Source organism: Pectobacterium aroidearum (assembly GCF_041228105.1).
Taxonomy (GTDB): domain Bacteria; phylum Pseudomonadota; class Gammaproteobacteria; order Enterobacterales; family Enterobacteriaceae; genus Pectobacterium; species Pectobacterium aroidearum.
On sequence record NZ_CP166097.1, the window covers coordinates 4,138,838 to 4,164,114 of the forward strand.

19 protein-coding genes are annotated in these 25,277 nt (G+C 52.4%); 9 read left to right on the top strand and 10 right to left on the bottom strand.

All coding sequences use genetic code 11. The features are described 5' to 3' along the window. Window positions 1–62: 62 nt before the first annotated feature. The 6 genes from AB8809_RS18715 to AB8809_RS18740 all read right to left on the bottom strand — a co-directional run bounded on the left by AB8809_RS18715 (window position 63) and on the right by AB8809_RS18740 (window position 9,476). The gene (locus tag AB8809_RS18715; protein ID WP_194431639.1) at window positions 63–1,736 is read right to left on the bottom strand and encodes an ABC transporter ATP-binding protein/permease; all 1,674 of its coding nucleotides are present in this window, start codon (window positions 1,734–1,736) and stop codon (window positions 63–65) included. Beyond that, the gene (locus tag AB8809_RS18720; RefSeq protein WP_349855232.1) at window positions 1,733–4,501 is read right to left on the bottom strand and encodes an insulinase family protein; all 2,769 of its coding nucleotides are present in this window, start codon (window positions 4,499–4,501) and stop codon (window positions 1,733–1,735) included. The genes AB8809_RS18715 and AB8809_RS18720 overlap by 4 nt, the downstream gene beginning before the upstream one ends. Before the next feature lie 25 nt (window positions 4,502–4,526). Continuing rightward, window positions 4,527–7,334 carry a TonB-dependent receptor gene (locus AB8809_RS18725; protein WP_349855233.1) on the bottom strand — a complete coding sequence of 936 codons (2,808 nt, stop codon included), beginning with the start codon at window positions 7,332–7,334 and terminating at the stop codon, window positions 4,527–4,529. Window positions 7,335–7,453: 119 nt separating this feature from the next. Then, window positions 7,454–8,401: a FecR domain-containing protein gene (locus tag AB8809_RS18730; protein ID WP_349855234.1), complete on the bottom strand. Its 948-nt coding sequence runs from the start codon at window positions 8,399–8,401 to the stop codon at window positions 7,454–7,456. Next, complete coding sequence (locus AB8809_RS18735; protein WP_349855235.1) at window positions 8,391–8,912, bottom strand: sigma-70 family RNA polymerase sigma factor; 522 nt, start codon at window positions 8,910–8,912, stop codon at window positions 8,391–8,393. The genes AB8809_RS18730 and AB8809_RS18735 overlap by 11 nt, the downstream gene beginning before the upstream one ends. A 138-nt stretch (window positions 8,913–9,050) precedes the next feature. Next, complete coding sequence (locus AB8809_RS18740; protein WP_010301346.1) at window positions 9,051–9,476, bottom strand: GNAT family acetyltransferase; 426 nt, start codon at window positions 9,474–9,476, stop codon at window positions 9,051–9,053. 181 nt (window positions 9,477–9,657) lie between these two features. Between AB8809_RS18740 and hemF the strand changes: the two genes are divergently transcribed. Beyond that, entirely contained in the window at window positions 9,658–10,590 is a 933-nt protein-coding gene (gene hemF, locus AB8809_RS18745; RefSeq protein ID WP_182101118.1) for an oxygen-dependent coproporphyrinogen oxidase, read from the top strand. 3 nt (window positions 10,591–10,593) lie between these two features. Further along, window positions 10,594–11,046, top strand: a complete 453-nt coding sequence (locus AB8809_RS18750) for a YaiI/YqxD family protein (RefSeq protein WP_349855236.1) — start codon at window positions 10,594–10,596, stop codon at window positions 11,044–11,046. A 66-nt stretch (window positions 11,047–11,112) separates the two neighbouring features. Here the strand turns inward: AB8809_RS18750 and mtr are convergent, their stop codons facing one another. The 4 genes from mtr to AB8809_RS18770 all read right to left on the bottom strand — a co-directional run bounded on the left by mtr (window position 11,113) and on the right by AB8809_RS18770 (window position 16,899). Beyond that, window positions 11,113–12,387 (bottom strand): tryptophan permease, encoded by a 1,275-nt coding sequence (mtr, locus tag AB8809_RS18755; RefSeq protein WP_180778099.1) that lies wholly within the window; start codon window positions 12,385–12,387, stop codon window positions 11,113–11,115. A 190-nt stretch (window positions 12,388–12,577) separates the two neighbouring features. Then, window positions 12,578–14,857 (bottom strand): NADP-dependent oxaloacetate-decarboxylating malate dehydrogenase, encoded by a 2,280-nt coding sequence (gene maeB / locus AB8809_RS18760; RefSeq protein WP_180778098.1) that lies wholly within the window; start codon window positions 14,855–14,857, stop codon window positions 12,578–12,580. Window positions 14,858–15,105: 248 nt separating this feature from the next. Next, the gene (locus AB8809_RS18765) at window positions 15,106–16,071 is read right to left on the bottom strand and encodes a sugar-binding transcriptional regulator (RefSeq protein ID WP_349855237.1); all 966 of its coding nucleotides are present in this window, start codon (window positions 16,069–16,071) and stop codon (window positions 15,106–15,108) included. Window positions 16,072–16,104: 33 nt separating this feature from the next. Further along, complete coding sequence (locus AB8809_RS18770) at window positions 16,105–16,899, bottom strand: triose-phosphate isomerase (RefSeq protein ID WP_349855238.1); 795 nt, start codon at window positions 16,897–16,899, stop codon at window positions 16,105–16,107. Between the two features lie 245 nt (window positions 16,900–17,144). On the opposite strand from AB8809_RS18770, the gene pdxA reads away from it, so the two are divergent. The 7 genes from pdxA to tkt all read left to right on the top strand — a co-directional run bounded on the left by pdxA (window position 17,145) and on the right by tkt (window position 25,105). Then, window positions 17,145–18,149 (top strand): 4-hydroxythreonine-4-phosphate dehydrogenase PdxA, encoded by a 1,005-nt coding sequence (gene pdxA / locus AB8809_RS18775; protein ID WP_180778096.1) that lies wholly within the window; start codon window positions 17,145–17,147, stop codon window positions 18,147–18,149. Window positions 18,150–18,182: 33 nt separating this feature from the next. After that, the gene (locus AB8809_RS18780; protein ID WP_349855240.1) at window positions 18,183–19,901 is read left to right on the top strand and encodes a four-carbon acid sugar kinase family protein; all 1,719 of its coding nucleotides are present in this window, start codon (window positions 18,183–18,185) and stop codon (window positions 19,899–19,901) included. 116 nt (window positions 19,902–20,017) lie between these two features. Further along, window positions 20,018–21,043 carry a 2-keto-3-deoxygluconate permease gene (locus AB8809_RS18785; RefSeq protein WP_300997275.1) on the top strand — a complete coding sequence of 342 codons (1,026 nt, stop codon included), beginning with the start codon at window positions 20,018–20,020 and terminating at the stop codon, window positions 21,041–21,043. A 47-nt stretch (window positions 21,044–21,090) separates the two neighbouring features. Then, window positions 21,091–21,426 (top strand): PTS glucitol/sorbitol transporter subunit IIA, encoded by a 336-nt coding sequence (locus AB8809_RS18790; RefSeq protein WP_369986595.1) that lies wholly within the window; start codon window positions 21,091–21,093, stop codon window positions 21,424–21,426. 98 nt (window positions 21,427–21,524) lie between these two features. After that, window positions 21,525–21,983 carry an RpiB/LacA/LacB family sugar-phosphate isomerase gene (locus tag AB8809_RS18795; protein ID WP_180778092.1) on the top strand — a complete coding sequence of 153 codons (459 nt, stop codon included), beginning with the start codon at window positions 21,525–21,527 and terminating at the stop codon, window positions 21,981–21,983. A 161-nt stretch (window positions 21,984–22,144) separates the two neighbouring features. Further along, complete coding sequence (gene tal / locus AB8809_RS18800) at window positions 22,145–23,095, top strand: transaldolase (RefSeq protein WP_349855243.1); 951 nt, start codon at window positions 22,145–22,147, stop codon at window positions 23,093–23,095. A 15-nt stretch (window positions 23,096–23,110) separates the two neighbouring features. Next, a complete protein-coding gene (tkt, locus tag AB8809_RS18805) occupies window positions 23,111–25,105 on the top strand; it encodes a transketolase (protein WP_349855244.1) in 1,995 nt (664 codons plus the stop codon). The last annotated feature ends 172 nt before the right edge of the window (window positions 25,106–25,277 follow it).

The following is a 25,277-nucleotide window of genomic DNA, read 5'->3' on the forward strand; positions in this document are numbered from 1 at the left end:
CATACGAAAAGAAACCTACCAGAACCGCAGGCCTCCCGACACTCGGAAGGCCTGCGGCAACATCAACTGCGCTGTGAGGCAAAATCCGTTAAGTCATAACGATGCGAGAACAGATCGTCCAGCTCCGTCTGGTGCGTAATCGCCACCACGGTACACGCAGGCAACGCCATCTTGACCAGCGCCAAAAGCTGCCTGGCGGCGTCATGATCCAGATTGCTGGTCGCTTCATCCAGATAGAGCGTATCGGGTTTGGCAATCAGCGCGCGGGCAAAGGCGACACGCTGCCGCTCTCCGCCGGAGAATACGCGATCCCAATTCAGTTGCTCATCCAGACGATCGCGCCACGCGCCGAGCCCGACGCTATCCAGCGTCTGACGCAGCATCTCGCTGTCAGCCAGCGGCGGGTGCGGATAGCAGAGAATCTCCGCCAGCGTACCCTGCCCCAGATAGCTTTGCTGCGGTAACAGCAGACTACGCCCTTCCGGTGCCTGCCAGCGACCATCGTAATAGGGCCACAGGCCGTTTAACGTACGCAGCAGCGTTGACTTCCCTAGCCCGCTGCGGCCAGCAAATTTACTCCAGCTCCCCGCTTCGCAGCTCAGATCCACATGCTGCAACAGCGGAGAACCCTGCGGCGTGGTGAAAGAAAGCTGATCAATACGTAAATCCTGTCCTACCGGCGCATCGACCTGTTCAGACTGGTGACGTTTGATTTCTTCCTTAAACTGGCTCAAACGCGCCATACTGGCAGAAAGAATCACGAACTCTTTGTACTTATGGATAAACCAGCTCAACGCACCGTGTACTTGCGCAAACGCCCCGCGGATCTGCATCAACCCGCCCAGCGTTACCGTTTTACTCAGGAAAGCAGGCAGAGCGGCAAAGACCGGCACAATCTGGCTTACACGCATATAGCCTGTGGTGAAGAAGCCCAGATTACGCTCGGCATTCATAAAACGCCCCCAGTTCGACACGATGGCAGAGAAATGCCGCTGAAGATGGCTTTTCTCTTGCGCTTCGCCGCCGTACAGCGCGATTTGCTCGGCGTTATCATGCTTACGCAGCAGCGCCGCACGGAAATCGGCCTCTGCCTTTTGCTTCTCATAATTAATATTATGCAGACGTTTCCCGACCACATGCGTAATCAGGCTGCCGAGCAGCGTATACAGAATAGCGATCCAGACCAGATAACCTTCGATTACCCACTCTTTGCCAAACAGGGTAAAGCGCTGAACGCCCGATAATCCCCATAGAATGACGACGAAAGAGAACAAACGCGCGGTCACGATCAAAAATTCGATGACCAGACTAACGGCTTTGTCGACAAACAGGTTGATATCTTCGGCAATACGCTGGTCTGGGTTATCAATCTTGCCCGCAACTGACATCCGATAAAATGCCCGCTTCGCCAGCCAGCTATCTACCAGCTCAGCGGTTAACGCGGTACGCCAGCGGATAATCAGCAGTTTGGTAAACCACTCCTGATACACGATCGACCCGATATAGAGCAGGATGTAAACGCCGTATTCTTTCATCAGAGACAGCAGCAAATTGCTGTCGAATGCGCCTAACGCATCATAAAACGTCTTACTCCACTCGTTTAACAACACATTGAGATAGACGATCATCCCACCCATCGAAATAGTTACGAGCAGTAGGAGCCATGCCTGCCAGCTGCGTTTGCCGCCCCAGAATGGACGGCACAGATCGACAAACTGTGCCATAACCTTCTTCACTCTTTCACCTCTTGCGGCAAGGTGATGTAAAGCACGCGGTTATCCGGGTTATACAGCTTCGCTGACATCGCACGCACACTGTCCAGCGTGATACTGTCCGCGAGTGTAGAGACGCTGCTCAGATAACGCGGATCGTCATAGTGGCGATAGCTCAGAAGCAAACGGCGTTGTATGGTCATCAGATCGCCCTGACGCCCTTTTTCCGCACGGATGAACTGTGCTTTCTGGTCGTCCACATCTTCCTGAGTAATCGTCGTTGGCAGTTCAGCAAAGACCTGCTCAGCCAGTTTCCACAGCTCCTGCGCACGCTCAGGTGCACTGCTGAAGCTCACTTCGGTCTCAATACGCTGTTTTTTATCTTCCAGTTCGCTATCGACACGCATGCGGTAAATACCCAGCGCATCATCACGTAGGCTCGTCTTGAGATATTTATTCGCGATATTACGAGCAACGCTCACCTGCACCGCCGCCTGTGGTGTCCACGTATGCGGAGTGAAGCTCCAGGTGCGGATATCAGCACGCGGTTCGATACTGATAGCCGATGTCGCCTCACGTTTACCCGGCAGCGCCAGATATGATTTTACTTCGCTGGCAGGCTGGCGCGGGATTGTCGCTAAATAGCGCTCAACCTGCGGTAACAGATGTGCAGCAGGCATATCCGCGATCAGATAGTACGTCACGGGTGCAGAAGCCGCTTTATGCCACTGTGACAGCAAAGCTGGCGCGGAAACGTGCTTCAGTTCTTCAATTTCAGGCTGTTGCCAGGCTGGCCCGCCAAAGCGTAATTTGGCAATTTCGCTGGTACGTTTTCCTGACACGGACTGATCGTCATTGGCCTTCTGACGCGCCAGACCCATCATGCTTTCTTTCATCACATCAGGATCGATGCCCGGCGCGACATTCAGTTCACGGTATAGGCCAAAAAGATTCGCCAATTCCTTAATCGGAGCCTGTCCACTCAGCGTCAACTGATCGGCATCATGAGAAACCATAATTGACAGGGATTTCTCTTTTTTCCAGTTAGCGAGCGCTTCTCCGCTCCACGTTGCGGGGCCACTTTGCTCCACCAACTGGCTTGCCAACTGCGCCTGCCACGGGTTCATTGACGTCGCCATAAACCCAGCCTGACTCACGGCGGTCAGCCAGACTTTTTTACCGGCTTCCGGCGCACGCAGCCATACCACACGGTCACCGTTGCTCAACTGCCACTGCTCTACCTTCTGTGCGGCAAAGGTCTTCACCGCCGTGCGTTTTCCGCTTTGCGTCACCACTGGAAGCTCAGGAATGACTTTCTCCTTTTCTACCTGCAGCGGTGCCAGCGGTGCAGCGGCCCACTGCGCCTGTACCTTACGAATCGCCTCTGGTTTAGGCAGCGTGAACGGCGTCGCGCCCGGCACGCTAAACTGCACCAGCGTATCCGGTGAAGCTAACCAGCGTTGCAAATGACGATTCACGTCTTCAGTCGTGATGGTGTCCAGCATTTCCAGCGCCTCTTTACCACGCTGCTGGCTGCCGACATAAGGGCGATCCTGCTGCCAGACGATGGTCAACTGCTGAACCCAATCCTCAAATTCGCGTTTCTCCGAGGACGTGCTCATACGCTGTGCCACTTCACGGATATCCGCAGTGATCTCTTTGATGTCCTGCTCGTTTAACGGGTAGCGTTTTAACCGCTCAATTTCTTTCAATACCGCAGAAATCGCGGCGTCATGACCACCCGGCATCACGTTCGCAAAAAAGCCCAGCGCAGCGGTGGTTTTACCGATATCCGATTTACGCACCACTAGGCTACTGGCATCTTGCGGCAATTCGGTTTTCTGTCGACGAATCTGGCGCGTGAGCGCAGACATCGTGATTTGCGTCAGCAAACGATGGCGCAGCTCGGGCTGACCGAAGGTATCTTTGTCATTGAAACGATAGACAAACGACACCTGGCTGCTACCGCTTTGGCTATCCTGCAAGCGTGCAACTTTGAGCTGTGGTTTCAGTAATGGCTCGTAGTAATCACGAGCTGGCACAGCAACATTAGGCAGCGGTGCAAAATAGCGTTGAATTTCACGTTCCGCATCAGCAGGCGCGATATCACCAATAATCATCAAACGCATATTCGACGGGTGATACCAGCGCTGATAGAAATCCTGTAATACGCTGGCCGGCGTTTCATTAATCGACTGTTCCGTGCCAATCGTCGGGCGGGAAGGATAACGGGAGTCGTGGCGAATTGCCTGTACACGCTGCTGGTTCATGCGTTCCGCTACGCCCAGCTTGCCACGCCACTCTTCCAGAATAATTTTTCGCTCATCGTCGAGATCGGCTTGCGACAACTTGGCATGACCCGTCATCTGGCTCAGCGCCTGTAACGTCGTCCCCAGATCGCGATTCCCTTTTGGCGGGCTCATCATGTACATGGTGCGCTCGTAGTTGGTCACGGCGTTATAGCTCTGTCCGCGTCCCCATCCCTGCTTGTGCAGTTCCGTACTCACACCTTGAGGAAACGCGTCGCTGGCGCGAAACACCATGTGTTCCACCATGTGCGCCACGCCGGATTCGTTGTCTTTCTCATCAATCGAACCGACATCAACAATCAGGCGAATATCCACCCGCGATTTCTGCCCTTCCAGCGGCACGAGGGTATAACGCAATCCGTTCGCCAGCGTTCCTTCTTTAAAAACCGGCAACGGACTTTTTATTTCTTCAGCCTGGCTTACAACGCTTCCCGCTAACAGGCCGACAGCCGTTAGCCAATACATGATTTTACTTTTCATCACTGACCTTTATTATTTTTATCACTTACCATGAATACGTCACATCCAGCCAGAACTGACGACCTAATCCATAATTAGATTCATTCTTATTGGCTTTATTCAGGACATTGAGAACATCTACGCCCACTTTTAGATTCTGCTTACCCAATGGCTGGGTATAAGTCACACGCCAATCCAACAGCATATTGTTGCCATACTGATCTTCTTCATAAACATCTGTGGCACCAACATATCCAGAACAGCGGTCGTCATCTGGGCAGTTAATAGTTTCAGTACGCTTCATGGCTTTATACCCGCCGACATAACTTAAACGTTGTGTCCAGTCCAAACGCCAGTTAGGAATTTCAGTATTCAGCTCAAGAAACGCCGTCCAAGGGCGGTTGAAATTATCAGCGGGTTTATCAATCGCTCGGATCATTTTCCCGTTGTAGAGAATATAGCCATCGAGATCCGCTTCGGTGTCATAGTCTTTATTTGAGGAAGTACTTTTCTGAATATTCCCTCCCGCCGTCCAGCTAAATACCGCGGAATTCCATTCAATTGGAGAAACCGGTTTAACCACCAGACTAAACGTGTCGGATTCAGACTTACCGTTATTAGTTAACTCATAGACTTTTGTAGTTTCATTTCTCTCAGCAGAAAATTGATCTTTTGCTTCACGATGAACCCATTTCAGGGCCCAAACCGTATCATAAATTCGCTGCTGCACACCGAAATTTAACTCATCGCTGTAAGGGGTATTTAATGAAGTGTACCGATAATTAGCTTGGTTAATTGCTCTACCAAAGACCCAATCACCGGGTGTCGTATTCGTTGAGGCTTTTGTACAACCACCAGTACTAGTCAACTTATCGGATCGGCATTCGTTATAAGGCTGTTTACGCGCTTCACGCAGCTTATAGGCCAATACATTGCCAGCATAGTAACGATTCACTCCGCCGAAAATCTCTGTGGAACGATCGCCCCAAACATCATAGCTGGTACTGAAACGTGGAGATAAATTAATGTTCTTCATGTAGTCGTCATAATCGACGCGAATGCCAGTCACCATCGTCAAACGTGAAAAAGTCAAAGAATCCTGTAAATAAGCCGCATAAGTGCTGGCCGCGACACTCACATTAGACGCTTCATAAACCGCTCTCTGACTGAGGTACTGCTCGCCGTTGATACAGGCTGAATCACCGCTTTTACATACTATCGCTGCATTTTTCACTACCACGCCATAATTATAAGATGTCTCTTTCCGACGATAGCTTGCCTGAGAGAAATCAGTATCAAAACCAAAATCCAGCTGGTGCTGTACACCCCATGCAGATATAGGATTTAGTTGCCAATCGTGTTTAAAGTTAATTCCTTTCTGCTCAGTTTTAATCGTTCCATATCCACCTTCGTTTGCGGAACTCGCTCCTGTTTGCCAACCAATACTCGGTGTAAGCCCCCATACATATGCATCTTTTTTATCGTTAGATATCGTATTTTCGTTTTGTTTAGCAATCAGCTTAGTGGATACTTTACCGAAGGCATTCTGATTGTCCCATCCAAGATTAATACTTGCCCCCCCACCTTCGTTGATATATTTAGAATCTTTATAATTTGCGCGAACATAGGTCGCCGTATGCGGTGAATTTTGGAATGAAAAACTGAACTGATTATTCTCATTTGCATCCCACACACCACGCAACATATAGCTTTCGGATTCACGCGACTGGTTTTCCCATTTCTGTAAATAATTATGCCAGTAAGGAATATTTGATTCTTTACGACTATAAATAAACATCAGCGCAGCGTTATCACTTAGTGGCTGACTCACATTTAGGTTATAAAAATTTTTGGTAAATTTAGGCTGCCTCTTAAGCGTGGTTGCGGCACTGAATGACGCTTCATCTTTTTTCTCCAGGTGATATTTCGTCCATGACGAACGCGTTGTGCGGTAAGAGATAGAACCAGACGGTTGAGTAAACGAGGGATTTTTAAGTTTCGCATCAATTACACCGCCCGTAAATTGGCCATACTTAGCCGACACGTTACTGTCGTAGACCGACAAGCTTTCAATCAGGCTACTGTCTATCCAGAAGGATTCAGGATGACCAGATGGGAAATCATTAGCCGCATTCCCATTGGCTGTAGACCCCACCTCACCGACATTCACACCGGGGTTCAGGCGATCGTTATTCGACATCCCATCGATCATGAAGTTGTTGTTATAGAATTTCTCACCGTGAAACGAGACAACATCCGGGGCCAGTTCTCCCGGTGTCTCACTATTGCGTGAGGTTTCAGAGAATTGCACGTTTGGATTGGTGCGCAGCAATTCAGTAATATTTCCATTAGCTGTCGGCTTTTTTGCGATTTCCTCAGCCACCAATTGTTGGCTACCGATCTCCATCGGCCCCGGTGTAATCTGCGCTTTTACCATGATTACATCGCCACGCCCTTCATTTCCTGAATGGCTATTCTCTGCACCCGTAGGTATGCTCTGTACATCATCCGCCGCAGGCACGCTAGCCATTGGGCGAATGATAAAAGCTTTACCGGTTTCTGTAGGCTCGGCATAAAGGTTATTACTGTTCAATAACCTGTCCAAAGCCTGTTCCACCGTGTAGTTTCCTTCCAACGCAGGAGCTTGTTTCCCTGCAACCAGTTGGCTATCAACACCAAAATTGACACCCGTCTGCCGCGCCAATTGTGTTAATGATTTTTCCAATGACTGAGCAGGAAGGTGTATTGATTGTGCTGGTGCCGTTGCGCCCAACGCCGAGCTGCCTCCGCTTAACGCCAGCGTTAGCATCGCAGTCGGCCAAATAGTGTTACGCATCCCCAAAAAATTACGCATGAATTTACCCTGAATTATTTTATGTTTTCAGGAGAGAAGACGTTGTTCAGCAAAAATCGGGCAGAAGAAAATAAAAATAATTATCATTTATATTTAAATTAACGATTTACCATTGATTATTAACGATTTTTATTTTCACTAATCCAGACAATGTAGCCGAGAGACTGCCGGACGGAGATGGGAAGGGAATGTTTCAGTAGTTCGAGCGCTTGCTGACTGTCATTCAATGGCAGAACGCCGGTAAAGTGCAGACTGCCTAGTTCCTGACGCTGACGCGGATCCAGATAAATTAGCCCTGGGTAATGACGGGAAAGTTCATCGACAACCTGAATGAACGGGGCATTTTCAAAAATTAATTGGTTGTGAATCCAACCAGCTTCCATTGATGCCCCCACTGGCCGGGTAATATGGAGCCGATCAAGTCCAACCTTCTGACCAGCACCAAGGTCAAGGCGGATATCCGAGTTCCCATGCGCGGTCACACGTACACGAGATTCGTCAACGCTCACCAGCGTATCTTCTCCTGTATCACGTACGCTATAGCGAGTACCCAGTGCCTGAGCCGTTGCCTGTGCACTGTCAATCACAAACGGTCTGCTACGCGGATCTTTGGCAACATGCGCGTAAACTTCACCACGTAGCAACGTGATCGTTCGTTTTTGTGATGTAAAGGAAATATTCACAGCTGAATTGCTGTTCAGCATCAATTCGCTACCGTCATCCAGTACAATGCGCCGGACTTCACCAGCAACAGTACGCTGATCGGCCAACCAATAAGCATAAGGCAGCTGGCTTAGTAACCAACCACCTGCGATGAAAATCGCCAGAGCAACATAACGGGATGAGCGCGATTTGCGGGATGTCGCCGCTGGCGTGATGGCAGCACTTGCCCATAATTGCTGCATCTGATGATAAACCACAGAATGGCGGGCGTCGCTCAGGCACCACTGCTGCCACTCTTTGTGCAGTAATATCGCGTCGTCGCTATCCTGCTCGACCTCTGAGAAGCGTAATATCCATTCAGCGGCTTGCTGCTGGATCTGCTCAAAGTCAGCGTTACGCTTCATCATATTCCTGGAAAAAAATCCGACTATGGAAATGCACCATCGCTTTCGCCAGATATTGCTTTACGCTACTTTCGCTCACGTGCAGCGCCTCAGCAATCGTCCGATAATCGTGCCCTTCCACACGCGCCATAATAAACGCACGCTGTATCTTTTCATCTAACTCATGGGTCAGAATATGCAGCGCCGTCGCCACAAGCTGACTTATCGCAACACGATATTCCGCAGAATGCTCTTCTTCCCCATCAACTAATACCGCTAATGCAGATAACGCATCTTGTTCCAGTTTACGCTTACGGAACTGATCGATCATGACGTGATTCGCCGTCACCATCAGATAAGCCTTAGGCTGTCGGATAGCGATAGGGTCGGCAAGCGTCAGGAGTTTTAGGAAGGTGTCATGGGTAAGATCATCTGCATGATGAATGCAGCCCATTTTTTTACAAAGCCATCCCCGCAGCCATCCTTGGTGGGTCTGGTAAAAATCACTCCAGAAAGAAGTTAGCTGCGTCATAGTGGTTTCAACAGGCAAAAAGCAGATGATATTAGTTTAATTGATACTCATTATCATCTAAGCCAGTGGCACGATGCAACACTTTTTAGACAGCGATATTCAGACCATCCATGGAATAATGCACGTAATCAACAACAATCAATATTCCCGATCTTCAATCAGGCGTTTTCCCAGCGTGACGCTATCGACGATCTCATAGTCGAGTTTTTCATACATGCCGATCACGGCATCATTGTCCTCACGCACCATCAGGTGGATCTTCGGACAGCCGCGGGCAATGAGTTTTTTCTCCAGACGGCTAATCAACGCATTCGCAATGCCGCGTCCGCGAAAATCAGGGTGTACGCCCAGATAGTATGCCGAACCACGGTGACCGTCGTAACCGCCCATCACCGATCCCACGATTTCGCCGTTCACCTCTGCGACCAGAAATAGATCGGGGTCGTGATTAAGCTTACGTTCGATGTCCATTTCAGGATCGTTCCATGGGCGCAGCAAATCGCAGCGTTCCCAGAGGGTGATCACGGCTTCAAAGTCATCCTGCCTGAATATGCGGATTTCCATCACAGTCGCCATTTTGCAATAAGGTAAATCGTGATTATCGCGTGATTTTTATCAGACGCAATCCAAAATTGCGCGCCGCTATCAGGAATCACACAACGGGTGACCGGGGATCGATTTTATTGATGGTATACTGCCCGCCTGATTATTGTGCCACCCTCGCCAGAGAAACGAGATGCCTACTATGTCTGACGTCAACGCGGTAAAACATTTTTTGCTTAGCTTACAGAAGGATATCTGTCAGCAGCTTGCAGCGCTCGATGGCGGAGCTGATTTCGCCGAGGATGAATGGCAGCGTGCCGAAGGCGGCGGCGGATGCAGTCGCGTGCTGTCCGGCGGGCGCGTCTTTGAACGAGCCGGCGTAAACTTTTCCCACGTTACCGGTAAGTCATTGCCGCCTTCAGCCAGCACCCATCGTCCCGATCTGGCGGGCCGCAGCTTTCAGGCGATGGGCGTGTCGCTGGTCATTCACCCACTGAGCCCTTACATCCCCACCAGCCATGCTAATGTACGCCTGTTTATCGCCGAGAAACCGGGAGAAGAACCCGTCTGGTGGTTTGGCGGCGGGTTCGATCTCACGCCCTATTATGGTTTCAAAGAGGATGCGGTGCACTGGCACCAGACCGCTCACGACCTATGTCAGCCGTTCGGTGACGAGGTATACCCGCGCTATAAAAAGTGGTGCGACGATTACTTCTTCCTAAAACACCGTAACGAAGCACGCGGTATCGGCGGGCTCTTTTTCGACGATCTCAACGAGCCAGATTTTGCTACCAGCTTCGCCTTCATTCGTGCCGTCGGTAACGGGTTCCTCGATGGCTATCTGCCCATCGTCGAGCGGCGTAAAGACCTGCCGTGGGGAGAGCGCGAGCGCGAATTCCAGCTCTATCGTCGTGGTCGCTATGTGGAATTTAACCTGATTTGGGATCGCGGAACGCTGTTTGGCCTGCAAAGCGGCGGACGCACCGAGTCAATTTTGATGTCCATGCCGCCGCTGGCGCGCTGGGAATATCAGCACCAGCCTGAGCCGGGTAGTCCAGAAGCCCTGCTGTATCAAGATTTTTTACCGGCCAGAGACTGGCTGGCAGAAAGTCACACGCACAACAAGGAAGCATAAGTCATGCAGATTTGGGTCGATGCCGACGCCTGTCCGAACGTCATCAAAGACGTGTTATTTCGCGCAGCGGATCGCACACAAACACAGGTCACGCTGGTTGCCAACCAGACCATAAAAGTGCCGCCATCGCGTTTTATCCGCACGCTGCGCGTCTCATCAGGTTTTGATGTCGCCGACAATGAAATTGTACGCCGCGTTGAAGCGGGCGATTTGGTGATCACCGCCGATATTCCGCTGGCAGCAGAAGTGATAGAAAAAGGCGGTGCCGCGTTGAACCCGCGCGGCGAGCGCTATACGCCGGATACCATTCGGGAACGGCTGAACATGCGGGATTTTATGGACACTATGCGCGCCAGCGGGATACAAACTGGTGGCCCCAGCGCATTAAGCCAGCGTGATCGTCAGCAGTTCGCTAATGAACTGGACAAGTGGTTACAGCAGGCGAAAAAATCGTAACGGTCTGAAGCATTCGCCATCCCACCGCTTCTGCTTGAACAGACAAGGCAGGATGGCGATGCATACTTAGCGATAAACTGGCAGTAAATCGAAGCTGGAAAGAATATGTATCAGCGCGGTGCCGATACCAAATAACAGCACCAGCGCAATCATCGCATTGCCGCCGCGCACGCGGAACAGCGGGCTACCGAAACGGACACGCGACGCGCGAGCCAGCAGCGCTGGCGTAATCACCGCCCACACCGTCGCCGCCAGCCCGGCAAAACCAATCGCATAAATAAAGCCGTTCGGATACAGCAGGCCGCCAATAACAGGCGGAAGAAAAGTCACCAGTGCCGTTTTCGCTCTTCCCATCCGGCTATCGTCAAACTTCAGCAAATCCGCCAGATAATCGAACAGCCCCAGCGTTACGCCGAGAAACGAACAGGCAACGGCAAAGTTGGAAAAGACGGTGAGCAACACGTCCAGATAAGGACTATTCAACACCCCGCCCAACGCCTGCACCAGCACATCAATATTCCCGCCCCGTTCGGCAATCCCGATGAAGTCAGGACGAGCGATATTCCCCATCGTGCCAATCAGCCAGATGGTATACATCGCCAGCGCCAGTACGCTGCCAATAAACAAACAGCGTTTGATGATTTGCGGTTCACGGCCGTAGTGCTTCACCAGACTGGGAACGTTGCCGTGGAAGCCGAAAGACGCCAGGCAGAATGGCAGCGTCATCAGCACATACGGAAGATAGCTCGGTGCTTCCTCCGCCACATTGAGTAAAACAACGGGCTTAACATTCCACAGCAGACTGCCGAACGTCATGAAAAAGGTCAGAACCTTCGCCGCCAGGAAAAAAGCCGTCATGCGGCTGACTGCCGCAGTACTCCACCACACGGTTAGCGCGACAAACAGCGCAAACAGGAAGCCGCCGATTCGGGCGGAGAAATCGATCGACATCTCAGCTAGCGTGTGATGGATGATTGAACCACTCGCCGAAATGTAAGCGTAAGTCAGAATATAGAGGACGAAGGCGATCGATATGCCGTTAACGACATTCCAGCGCTGACCCAGCAGATCTTTAGTCAACGTATCAAAGCTGGAGCCAGTCGGATAATTGAGGTTGGCTTCCAGTATCATCAGACCCGAGTGATACATACAAAACCAGGTAAACACCAGCACGGCAAATGACCAGAAAAACCAGGCCCCCGACATCACCACCGGCAGGGAAAACATCCCGGCACCAATAATCGTCCCTGCAATAATCATCGACCCGCCAAACAGCGAAGGAAGACGTTTTTCTGTACCGCTTTTTTCTACCGTATTTTCTTGCACTGCGCGTGTTGCCATAACCGATATTCGCTCGTTGTTTTTTATCGAGTCCGGGGAAGATCCCCTAAAGACGAGGCGGGATCATGGCATAAAACAAAAATTATTCCATTGATTCATATTAGCTAAGCGACTATTTGGTCGATAAGTTGGGAGAATAAAAAAACCCAGCCAACAATCGACTGGGTTTATCTGTATTACTGGAAATAATTTACAGCGGCTGAGTTTGCGCTTCCACCACTGCCAGCGCCACCATGTTCACGATCCGACGTACTGAAGCAATTGGCGTCAGGATGTGTACCGGCTTCGAGATCCCCATCAGTACCGGCCCCACCGTCACGCCCTCTGAAGACGACACGCGCAGCAGGTTATAGCTGATACGCGCAGACTCCATATTCGGCATGATCAGGATGTTAGCCGAGCCTTTCAGCGGGCTGTCCGGCATCTGCTCGCGGCGGATCGCTTCCACCAGCGCGGCGTCGCCATGCATCTCGCCGTCAATCTCCAGTTCCGGTGCCAGTTTATTGACCAGCGCCAGCGTTGCCCGCATCTTCTGCGCCGTCGGAGAATCCGAGGTGCCGAAGCTGGAGTGCGACAGCAGCGCGACTTTCGGCTCGATACCGAAACGACGCACGCTTTCTGCCGCCATCAGGGTAATTTCCGCCAACTGTTCCGGCGTTGGATCTGCGTTGACGTAGGTATCAGCGATAAAGGTATTGCCGCTCGGCAGCATCAGCGCGTTCATCGCCCCCGCCGCATGCACGCCCTCGCGGTAGCCGAATACTTTCTCAACCACATCGAAATGCTCTTCATAGGTGCCAATCGTGCCGCAAATCAGCGCATCCGCTTCGCCACGGTGAACCATGATGGCACCAATCAGCGTTGGGTTGCCGATCACCGCGCGTTGTGCTTTTTCCTGCGACACACCGCGACGTTTCATCAGTTGGAAATACTCGCTCCAGTATTCTTTGAAGCGCGGATCCGATTCGTTGTTAACCACTTCGAAATCTTTACCGATGGTCAGTTGCAGCCCCAGTTTTTGCAGACGCATTTCAATCACGCTCGGGCGGCCGATCAGAATCGGGAACGCCAGACCCAGCGTTACCAGCTCTTGCGTAGCATGCAGCACGCGCGCATCTTCCCCTTCCGCGAATACCACACGCTTCGGCTGCTGACGCGCCTGTGCGAAGATCGGTTTCATGAACAGGTTAGTTTTGTAGACGAACTGGGTCAGTTTTTCGATGTAGGCATCGAAATCCTCGATGGGGCGCGTCGCTACGCCAGAATCCATCGCCGCCTTTGCCACGGCCGGTGCGATCTTGATGATCAAACGCGGGTCGAACGGTTTCGGAATCAGATAATCCGGCCCGAATGACAGATCCTGATCGCCATAGGCAGAGGCCACCACTTCACTCTGCTCCGCCAGCGCCAGATCGGCAATCGCGTGCACGCAAGCCAGCTTCATCTCTTCGTTAATCGTGGTCGCACCCACATCCAGTGCACCGCGGAAGATGAACGGGAAGCACAGGACGTTATTCACCTGATTCGGATAGTCCGAACGACCGGTACAGATAATCGCATCTGGGCGCACTTCTTTCGCCAGCGGCGGCAGAATTTCCGGTTCAGGGTTTGCCAATGCCATGATCAGCGGACGCGGCGCCATGGTTTTCACCATATCCTGCGTCAGTACGCCAGGGCCGGAGCAGCCGAGGAAGATATCCGCATCAGGGATCACGTCTGCCAGTTTGCGCGCGCCGTTATCTTCTACTGCATAGGCCGCTTTAGTTTCTTCCATGTTTTCATCACGGCCGTGATAAATCACGCCGCGCGAATCACATACGACAATGTTGTGCTTCTGAAGGCCCAGCGCCACCAGCAGGTTCAGACAGGCGATAGACGCCGCGCCAGCACCGGATACCACCAGACGCACGTCAGAAATATTTTTTTCTACTACGCGCAGGCCGTTCAGAACCGCGGCAGTACAGATGATCGCCGTGCCGTGCTGATCGTCATGGAAGACGGGAATCTTCATGCGCTCACGCAGTTTCTTCTCGATGTAGAAGCACTCCGGTGCCTTGATGTCTTCCAGATTGATACCGCCGAACGTCGGCTCCAGCGCAGCGATCACGTCGATCAGCTTGTCTGGGTCCAGTTCATCGACTTCGATATCGAAAACATCAATGCCGGAGAATTTTTTGAACAGAACGCCTTTACCTTCCATTACTGGCTTACCGGCCAGTGCACCGATATTGCCGAGGCCGAGAACGGCGGTTCCGTTAGAGATCACGGCGACCAGATTGCCGCGCGCAGTATATTTGTAGGCTGCCAGCGGATCTTCCGCAATTTCCAGACAGGGTGCGGCGACACCGGGAGAATACGCCAATGCCAGATCGCGCTGCGTCGCCAGCGGCTTCGTCGGGGAAACCTGAATTTTTCCGGGGATCGGATACTGGTGGAAATCAAGGGCGCTTTGCTTTAGCTGTTCATCCATTTTATGTACCTTTTCGGTTTTGTTGTGTCTGTAGGGTCGAGAGTACCCAGTATAGTGTTTGCCAATAGCTAAACTACCGAGAATGGCAAAAACTGAGGGGGAATGCTGGTTAATATAGTTATTTTATTTGACGGTTTTTTGTTCAGCAGCCGGATGCGCTACAAGAGGAAATCGCGCGGTGCAGGTACACCACGCGATAGAACAGAGAGTCAATAAAACAGATGGCGATGAGAGAAGATAGGGCGAAACTAGTGTTTGGCGGAGATCAAACTCAACACCGTACGGGCATTGCTGGCGCTGGTGGCGATCACATCCACAATGCCAGAACGCAGCGCAGCCAGAATCGCCGTTGCTTTGGTGTTTTCAGAGGCGATCGCTATCACATAAGGGATCTTGCGTAACTGATCGAGACTCAGCCCGATGACTCTATCGTTCATCACCGTATCCACAGGCCGCCCCTGAATATCCAGAAAAGCATACCCGGCGATATCGCCGACCACCCCCTCATCCTGGCGTGCCGTAATAATCTCCTGCGAGGTAAACCAGCCGAGCTGAACCATGAAACTGTTTTCGTTCATATCGCCTAATCCCACCAGCGCAATATCCGCTTTGCTTGCACGCTCAAGCGTGTCATTGATCAAACGGTTTTGCATAAAGGAGGATTTCAGCGCCGAATTTTCAACATAAGCGGGCGCGTACAGCGTTTCGCTCGTAGCATTAAATTTCCGCGCCAGATGACGGCTGATATGATCGGCATCGATCAGTTCTCCATCACGCTGCGTGCCGCCAATGCCACAGATGAACTTGCAGTGCCGTTCAGGAAACACGCCCACATGACTGGCGACAGCAGCCACATTGCGCCCCTGCCCGACCGCCACGGACATGCCATTTTTTAAAATACTGGACAAGTAAGTAGACACCAGCGATGCCACCTGCTGGCGCTGTTCATCCTCATCATGGTGATCGATCGCAATCAACACACGCTTGATGCCAAAGCTCTTAATAAACTGTTGTTCAAGCTGAGAGCTAAATACCGGATGATAGCGGACATTGATTTCAACGATCCCTTCCGCCCGCGCCCGCTTCAACAAACGTCCGACTTTGATACGCGAGATACCAAAGCGGCTGGCAATCTCTTCCTGCGTTTGTTGATTTTCATAATACGCGACGGCTATTTCCGTTAGTAATTCACTGTCTGAATCAAATTCACTCATGGCTAAACCCATTTTGGTTTCGCTTAGGGTCAATCACTCACCCTGTTCATTCAACAATGCTGAAACACTGCGCACCAGCTGGCAGAAATTCTCCGCATCCCATGCAGACCTGCCAATAAATAACCCGTCAATATCGGCGCATTGAATAAGTTCGCCCGTATTATGCGGATTCACGCTGCCGCCGTACAGAAGCGTAATACGAGAGGCAATGTCTTCGCCATAAAGGGCAACCAGCGCCTGACGCAAGGCAGAGTGAATATCTTGCGCTTCCTGTGCGGTGGCGGGTGTTCCCCCTTCACCGATGGCCCAGATAGGTTCATACGCAATGATGACCTTTTCCGTCTGCTGCGCGTGTAAACCCGCAAGCGCAATTTTCATTTGCCGAATGACGGTTTCTTTAGAAACGCCCCACGCTTTCTCTTGCGCACTGTCACCCACGCAAACCAGCGGACACAGTTGATAACGCAGCGCGGCCTGCACTTTTTTCTGAATATCCGCATCGTTTTCCGCAAAGTGCTGCCGCCGCTCGGAATGCCCCAGCTCGACAAGCGACGCGCCGCAATCACTGACCATCCGCGGAGAAACCTCTCCAGTCCACGCGCCGCTGTCAGCATAGTGCATATTCTGCGCCCCTGTCAGGCAGTTCACCTTTTGCGCAGACAGGTACTCGGTCACCTCCCTAATCAGCGTAAAAGGGGGAATGACAAAAGGCTGAATGCCTGCACCCGCCGCATCGTTAAGCTGTCTGGATAGCACCGCGCAGTAGTCCATCGCATCCTGCCGGGTCTTATTCATTTTCCAGCTCGTCCCTATCATCACTTTTTTCATGTCATCTCCATCGCTCACACAGGGGCTTTCGTTCTATCGTAACAAAAGCACACCTAACAAACTTATATTCAAACCATAAACAAATGCTCGATCACTAAAACACATAAAAAAGCGATCAATTGCATTTAATGTGATCGGATTCAAAGCTATTTATCAATTAAACCGTAAAATCCCATAAAACAAAAGTTCAATACATGAACATATGAACACAAACCATATCGGTTTACTATAAAAAAGGGGAAATTATGTCGACCGCAAAAAAACCTGTTGTTGCTCTGACTATCGGCGATCCAGCAGGGATTGGCCCTGAAATTTCCGTCGCCACCATGATGGATAAAGAGGTGTATGAAGAGTGTCGTCCTTTCCTGATTGGTTCAGTACCGATTGTCCGTCGCGCGATGGCCATCAAAAACTGTGATTTTTCGATCAACGTCATTACCTCTCCCGCCGAAGCCAAATTCACCTGGGGTACGTTAGATATTCTGGAAACCGGCGACTACGATTGCGATAGCATCGAATGGGGTAAGGTCCAACAGTTGGCCGGGAAGATGTCCCTTGATTACGTCATGAAATCCATTGAGTTGGGCATGGCAGGCGACATTGATGTGGTGTCCACGGCGCCGATCCATAAAGAAGCAATCAAACTCGCTGGCTGCAAGCTACCAGGGCATACCGAAATCTATCAGGTTGAAACCGGTTCGGATTACGGCCTGACGATGTTCCATGTACAAAAACTGCGGGTATTTTTCGTCAGCCGCCATATCGCGCTGAAAGCAGCCTGCGACTATGCGAATAAAGAACGTGTTCTCGCCTGCGTGCAGCAAATTCACCATGAATTCACCGCGTTGAATATTCAAAATCCACGCATCGCCGTTGCCGCACTCAATCCACACGCCTCAGATAACGGCCTGTTCGGCCACGAAGAGAAAGACAACCTGATTCCTGCCGTCAAAGCCGCTCAGGAAATGGGCATCAACGCGATAGGCCCGATTCCGGCAGATTCTGTTTTCCATCTCGGCAAACAGGGGCATTACGACGCCATTTTGTCGCTCTATCACGATCAGGGGCATATCGCTTGCAAGACACTCGACTTCGAGCGCTCCATCACCATCACTTTTGGTCTGCCATTTATGCGCAGTTCTGTCGACCACGGCACCGCTTTTGATATTGCGGGAACGGGCAAAGCGGGTACGGTCAGCATGCTGGAATCAACGCTGGTTGCCGCACGTTACTGGAAGATGAAGCACTAATGCCGATTTCAGACCACCGGGGGAGAACACACCATGACGCGATATTTGGAAATTATCAGAGGCGGTAAAGGCTGGGGCGGGCCGCTGCTCGTTAATGTCACACCAGGGAAAAAAATTGCTTACATCACCGGAGGGATTCGTCCCACCGTGGTAGACCGGCTGGCGGAGCTCACCGGTTGGGAAGCCGTGGATGTCTTCAAACATGGAGAACCCGCAGAACAGGAGATCGGTTTAGTGGTCATCGACTGCGGCGGCACGCTGCGCTGCGGTCTGTATCCGAAACGGGGGATCCCGACGATCAATCTTCACCCGACCGCGAAAACCGGCCCGCTGGCGGAATACATTCGGGAAGAGATCTACGTTTCCGATGTTACGCCTGCGGGTATTCGGCTGCGGACGGAAGGGAAGCAAGGAGACAAACTGGGCATTGTGGCTGACGACCTCACGGGCGCGACCACGATCGGCGTTCTGCTGGCACGCAGCGGCATGAAAACTGCCGCTTTTTTTAACACCGCCTCGTTCAGCGATTGTGAGTCAGACTGGCAAGCGATGGTGATCAGCAGCGATAGCCGCCCCCTGCCCAAAGCCGAAGCGAAAAACCGGGTGAGAAATGCAACCCAGGCGCTGCTGGAGCGCGGCGCGGTGTATTTCACCAAGCGGGTTGATACCACGTTGCGCGGTGGGATTGGCTACGAAATTGATGCCATGCTGGAGGTCTTGCCGCAGGAAACCATCGCGGTGGTGGTGCCAGCCATGCCACAGTCGCGCCGTATTGTGGTGGGCGGTTACTCGGTGATTGACTCCGTCGCCCTCTCCTGCACCGATGTCGCGAAAGACGTTCGTACACCAGTGACGGAAACCTTTGTTCCCGGGTTGCTTAGCGAGCAAACGCATCATCAGGTGAAACATATTCCCCTGTCTTGCGTGTTAAAAGGCTATCACGCCATCAGCGATGCGCTGGTTCAGCAGCAACGGGAAGGCGCGCGTGTCATAGTCGTGGATGCCATTTCACTGGCCGATGTGGAAAATATTGCTCGCGCGGTCACCAAGCTGAACTGGAATGTACTGGCCGTCGACCCCGGTCCCTTTACCGAGCGTCTGGCCTTTACCCGTGAAATGATCCGCGATGAGGAACGTAAAGAGAAGGCACTCATCCCGCAGGAACAACAGCAGGGTTCTATTATCGTCGTCGCAGGCAGCGCAACGCCGGTCACCAAGAAGCAGCTTACGACACTCATTGAAACCGACCCACGCGTTTGCCACATTCCCATTGATGCCGAACTTCTGATTGATAAAGAGCACTCGGCGGATATAGAAGTGGCGAGGGTCGTCAGGCAGGCACTGGAGTGTGTGAAAACCCACGCCAACGCCATCTTCGTCTTTGAATCTGCATTAACGGGCCGTCTGCTCGATCTCAGCGTGGAAGAACAGCGTTTTGGATTGGCGCACGGTCAGGCAGCGGAAAATATCAATCAGGGGTTGGGAAATATCGTCAAAACGGTGCTCGATGCCGCCGCTTCAGAAATTAAAGGGCTGTACATGACGGGTGGAGACACCATGGTCAACGTGCTCAAACAGCTCGGTGCTAACGGTATTGAAATGGTGGATTACGTTATTCCTCAAACCGATCTGGTCAAGATTATTGGCGGTGACTATGAGGGGTTAATTTGTGTCGGAAAAGGCGGATTAACCGGACCTGAAGATATTATCCACACCATTATTCATCATATTCACCGGGAAACGCTGCAATAAATAAAAACAGTAGCAACGATATAAAAAGAAAATCGATATAAACAATAAATCCGACGTATTGCATAGGTCTGATTAACAGGCCTGGATGTTGCTCTACCCTACAAGAGAGAAACACCATGAGAAATATAAATATTCTTGAAAAGATGAATAAAGTCCCTGGCGGGCTGATCATTATCCCACTGCTGGCGGCGATACTGATGAATACCTTTACGCCATCGCTATTGCAAATCGGCGGCCCCACAACGGCGCTATTTAAAGCAGGATCCAGCGCCATGATGGGAATATTCCTTCTCATCTGCGGATCTTCCATTAATATTCGTCAGGCCGGATTACCTTTATATAAAGGCACCGTGCTGCTCATGCTGAAATTCTGTGCGGGCGCACTGGCGGTATGGCTAATGGGGACTTTCTTTGGCCCCGCCGGTTTCTTTGGAATTTCAACGCTGGCGTTTATTGCCTGTATCACCAGTTCAAACAGCTCGCTGTATATTGCGCTGTGTAGCAACTACGGCGATGCCAGCGATGCGGGCGCAATTTCCGTGTTCTGTATTAAAGACGGCCCTTTCGTCACGATGGTGGTTCTCGGCGTCAGCGGTTTAGCCAATATCCCGTTTGCGGCCCTGCTTTCTATGCTCATCCCGCTACTCATCGGCATGCTGTGGGGCAACCTTGACGAGAAATTCAAACAGCTTTGTGCCGCGTCACAGCCGCTGGTCATTATTATCATGTCCTTCGCTATCGGCGCGAATTCCAGCATGCACACCGTCTTTACTGCGGGTTTATCCGGCATTGTTCTGGGCATCATTTCCGCCATAACCGGACTGGTTTTCTACTTCCTGTACAACTTATTCCTGAAACGAAAAACGGCGCTGGGTGCTGCGCTGGGTACCACCGCTGCCAGCTCAGCCCTCACGCCGGCCATGGTGGCGCAGGCTGACCCCAGCCTTCAGGTTTTTGTTGATTCCGCCACGGCGCAATTAGCAACGGCCAGCATTATTACCATGCTCACCGCCCCCGTGCTCGTTGCCTGGTTTGATAATCGATTGAGGAAAAAAGGCGTCATTCCGTCGGGCGACGAAAATAACGCCTCACCGGCCGAAAAGACACCATCACTGAATACACACGCTGGTAAACCCAAATAAGGTCAGAAAAAATGAGACGGATTATCTGGCAGGCCATAATCAGTTCGGTGGGAGACAATGCGGCATTATTTCTGGCAGAGAAACGTCTTATTCTTTTCAGTGATAATGCGCCTAAAGACATCAAGGAATATTGCCTCACCCATCATGATGGAACATTAATTCAACCGCTTTCCATTCAGCAGAAAATGGAATTATTTGGCATCACCTATTCGATCAGCGCCATAGGGGATATCGCCAGCCAAAACCTGAAAGAACTCGGCCATATCACGCTGTTATTTGATGGCGCAGAAAAAGCGGAACTACCCGGCACCCTTCACCTGATAGGGCCAGTACCTACGGCCTTATCAGCACAGGGAAATATAACGATTTTCGAAGAGTCATAACGCATCAGACAGTACGGCTCGACGCGGTTTATCACTCTTTTTTAACCAGCATTTATCTTTAACAAACTTTTATTTTTAACGAAATAAGGACCATCGCCATGAAACCAATCGCTATTGGCGCAGATGATGCAGCCTGGAGTTTACGCGATATTCTCACCCGCTATCTGGACTCGCTCACTATTCCCTGGGTCGACTTTAGCAGCGACAAAAATCAGGACAACACCATCTACCCCGATGTCGCACATGCGGTCGCGGTGTCGATTAAAGCGGGAACGTACGAACGTGGGATCCTGCTGTGCGGTACCGGCATCGGTATGAGCATTGTGGCAAATAAGGTGACCGGCGTACGTGCAGCCCAGTGCCATGATACCTATTCTGCTCAGCGAGCCAGAAAAAGTAACAACGCGCAGATTATCGCACTTGGCGCACGAGTCATTGGCCCCGAACTGGCAAAAGAGATTGTGAGTGCCTGGCTGGATGCCGAATTTGAAGGCGGCGGTTCCACATCGAAGGTTGAAAAGATCGGCTATTACGAGCACCAGGAAAGCGCCCGTTAAGCACAGTTGGCCGCGACTCACGTCGCGCCAATCCCTCTTCGCAACTGCTTTTCCAATGACAGTAATCAGAAAAAGCGCATGTTATTCCACGACCTCATGGTGCAGTGTGTTGGCTCTATTTTGCGCATGCCATTTCTCTATTTACATCGAGGAGCTCAATCATGAATCAATTAGAAGCCCTTAAGCAGTTTACCGTCGTGGTCGCCGATAGCGGCGATATCGACTCCATTCGTCAATTTTCACCGCAAGATGCCACCACAAACCCCTCCCTAATTCTGAAAGCCGCCACTCTGCCGCAGTATCAGCCGCTGTTTGATGACGCGATTGCCTATGCGAATCAGCAAGGCGGTAGCTCGGAAACGCGACTCATCAATGCCAGCGACCGACTGGCGGTAAACATCGGTGCGGAAGTGCTGAAAAGCATTCCGGGGCGCATCTCCACCGAAGTGGATGCCCGCCTCTCGTTCGACCGCGGGATGTGCGTCGCCAAAGCCCGCAAACTGATTGGGATGTATCAGGAAAAAGACATTCCGCGTTCACGCATTCTGATTAAGCTCGCCGCCACCTGGGAAGGGATTCGCGCCGCCGAAGAGCTGGAAAAAGAAGGGATTAACTGCAATCTGACGCTGCTGTTCTCATTTGCGCAGGCGCGCGCCTGTGCTGAAGCGGGTGTCTTCCTGATCTCCCCGTTTGTAGGCCGGATTTATGACTGGTATCAGGAAAGGCAACCCGCCAGCGACTATCAGGCAGACAACGATCCTGGCGTGATCTCCGTGCGTAATATCTATGACTACTACAAACGCCACCGCTACCAAACCGTCATCATGGGCGCCAGCTTCCGCAAAGTGGAACAGATTCTGGCGCTGGCCGGATGCGATCGCTTGACGATCTCCCCTGCGCTGCTGGAGCAGTTGAAAAACAGCAATGCGCCGGTTGAACGCCAGCTGACACCATCAACCGAAGGGTTCCATCATCCCTCTCCGCTGTCTGAAGCTGAATTCCGCTGGGAGCACCATCAGGATCCGATGGCCGTCGATAAACTGGCGGAAGGCATTCGCCTATTCGCTGCCGATCAACAAAAGCTGGAAACGCTGCTGGCGGCCAAGCTGTAACTTTTGGAGTCAAGCATGTCCTCTCGTAAAGAACTTGCCAATGCTATCCGCGCGCTGAGCATGGATGGGGTGCAGAAAGCCAAATCCGGTCACCCGGGCGCACCGATGGGCATGGCCGATATCGCCGAAGTCCTGTGGCGCGATTACCTCAACCATAATCCGGCCAACCCCAACTGGGCCAACCGCGACCGCTTCGTGCTGTCCAACGGCCACGCGTCCATGCTCATTTACAGCCTGCTGCATCTCTCCGGCTACGACCTGCCGATTGAAGAACTGAAAAACTTCCGCCAACTGCATTCCAAAACCCCGGGTCACCCGGAATACGGCTACACCGCCGGCGTCGAAACCACCACCGGCCCGCTGGGGCAGGGTATCGCTAACGCGGTCGGGATGGCGATTGCCGAGCGCACGCTGGCGGCGCAGTTCAACCGTCCGGGTCACGAGATTGTCGACCACCACACCTACGCCTTCCTCGGCGACGGCTGCATGATGGAAGGGATTTCCCACGAAGTCTGCTCGCTGGCCGGTACCATGAAGCTCGGCAAGCTGACCGCGTTTTATGATGACAACGGCATCTCCATCGACGGCCACGTTGAAGGCTGGTTTACCGACGATACCGCCGCCCGTTTTGAAGCCTACGGCTGGCACGTGGTGCGCGGCGTGGACGGCCACGATGCGGACGCCATCAAGCGTGCCATCGGTGAAGCCCAACTGGTGACCGACAAGCCGTCGCTGCTGATGTGCAAAACCGTGATTGGTTTTGGTTCACCGAACAAGGCCGGTACGCACGATTCGCACGGTGCGCCGCTGGGGGATGCAGAAGTGGCGGCCTCCCGCGAACAGCTGGGCTGGACCCACGCGCCGTTTGAGATTCCTGCTGATATCTATGCCGCCTGGGATGCCAAACCAGCCGGTCAGCGTAAGGAAGCGGCCTGGAACGAAGCGTTTGCTGCCTACGCCAGCGCATATCCGGAACTGGCTGCCGAGTTCACACGCCGCACCGGCGGTGAACTGCCGGCCAGCTGGCAGGCGGACGCGCAGAAATTTATCGAAGACCTGCAGGCCAACCCGGCGAAAATCGCCAGCCGCAAAGCCTCACAGAACGCGCTGGAAGCCTACGGCAAACTGCTGCCGGAATTCCTGGGCGGCTCAGCCGACCTGGCACCGAGCAACCTGACCATCTGGTCCGGCTCGGTATCGCTGGATAAAGACCACGCGGGTAACTACCTCCACTACGGCGTGCGCGAATTCGGCATGACGGCGATTGCCAACGGGATTGCGCTGCACGGTGGCTTTGTGCCGTACACCGCGACCTTCCTGATGTTCGTGGAATACGCGCGTAACGCGGTGCGTATGGCCGCGCTGATGAAAATCCGCAGCACCTACGTCTACACCCACGACTCCATCGGTCTGGGCGAAGACGGCCCGACGCACCAGCCGGTTGAACAGCTGGCCAGCCTGCGCGTGACGCCGAACATGAGCAACTGGCGTCCGGCGGACCAGGTGGAAACGGCGGTGGCGTGGAAATACGCGATTGAGCGTCAGGACGGCCCGACGTCACTCATCCTGTCCCGTCAGAATCTGGCGCAGCAGCCACGTACCGCTGAGCAGCTGGCGAACGTGGCGAAAGGCGGCTACGTGCTGAAAGACAGCGACGGCCAGCCGGAGCTTATCCTGATTGCCACCGGCTCTGAAGTCGAGCTGGCTGTCGGGGCGTATGACAAGCTGACTGCCGCAGGCCGCAAGGTGCGCGTGGTGTCGATGCCATCAACGGATGCATTCGACAAGCAGGATGCAGCCTACCGTGAAGCGGTGCTGCCGAAAGCGGTATCGGCACGCGTGGCGATTGAAGCGGGTATCGCGGACTACTGGTTCAAGTACGTGGGCCTGAACGGCGCGATTGTCGGCATGACGAGCTTCGGCGAATCGGCGCCGGCGGAGCTGCTGTTCGAAGAGTTCGGCTTCACCGTCGATAACGTGGTGGAAAAAGCGCAGGCGCTGCTGCAATAGCGCCCGCGGCAATGAAATAAGACTGCGATGTCGTACGCAAAAGGATCGCAAACGGCGACATTGTTTGTGATCCAGATCAATTAATTCATTTGAGTACATTGCATAACGCCAGCGCCGCATGTTGATATTGCGGCGCAACACCACAAGTTGCATCAGCCTATTTTTATCGCGG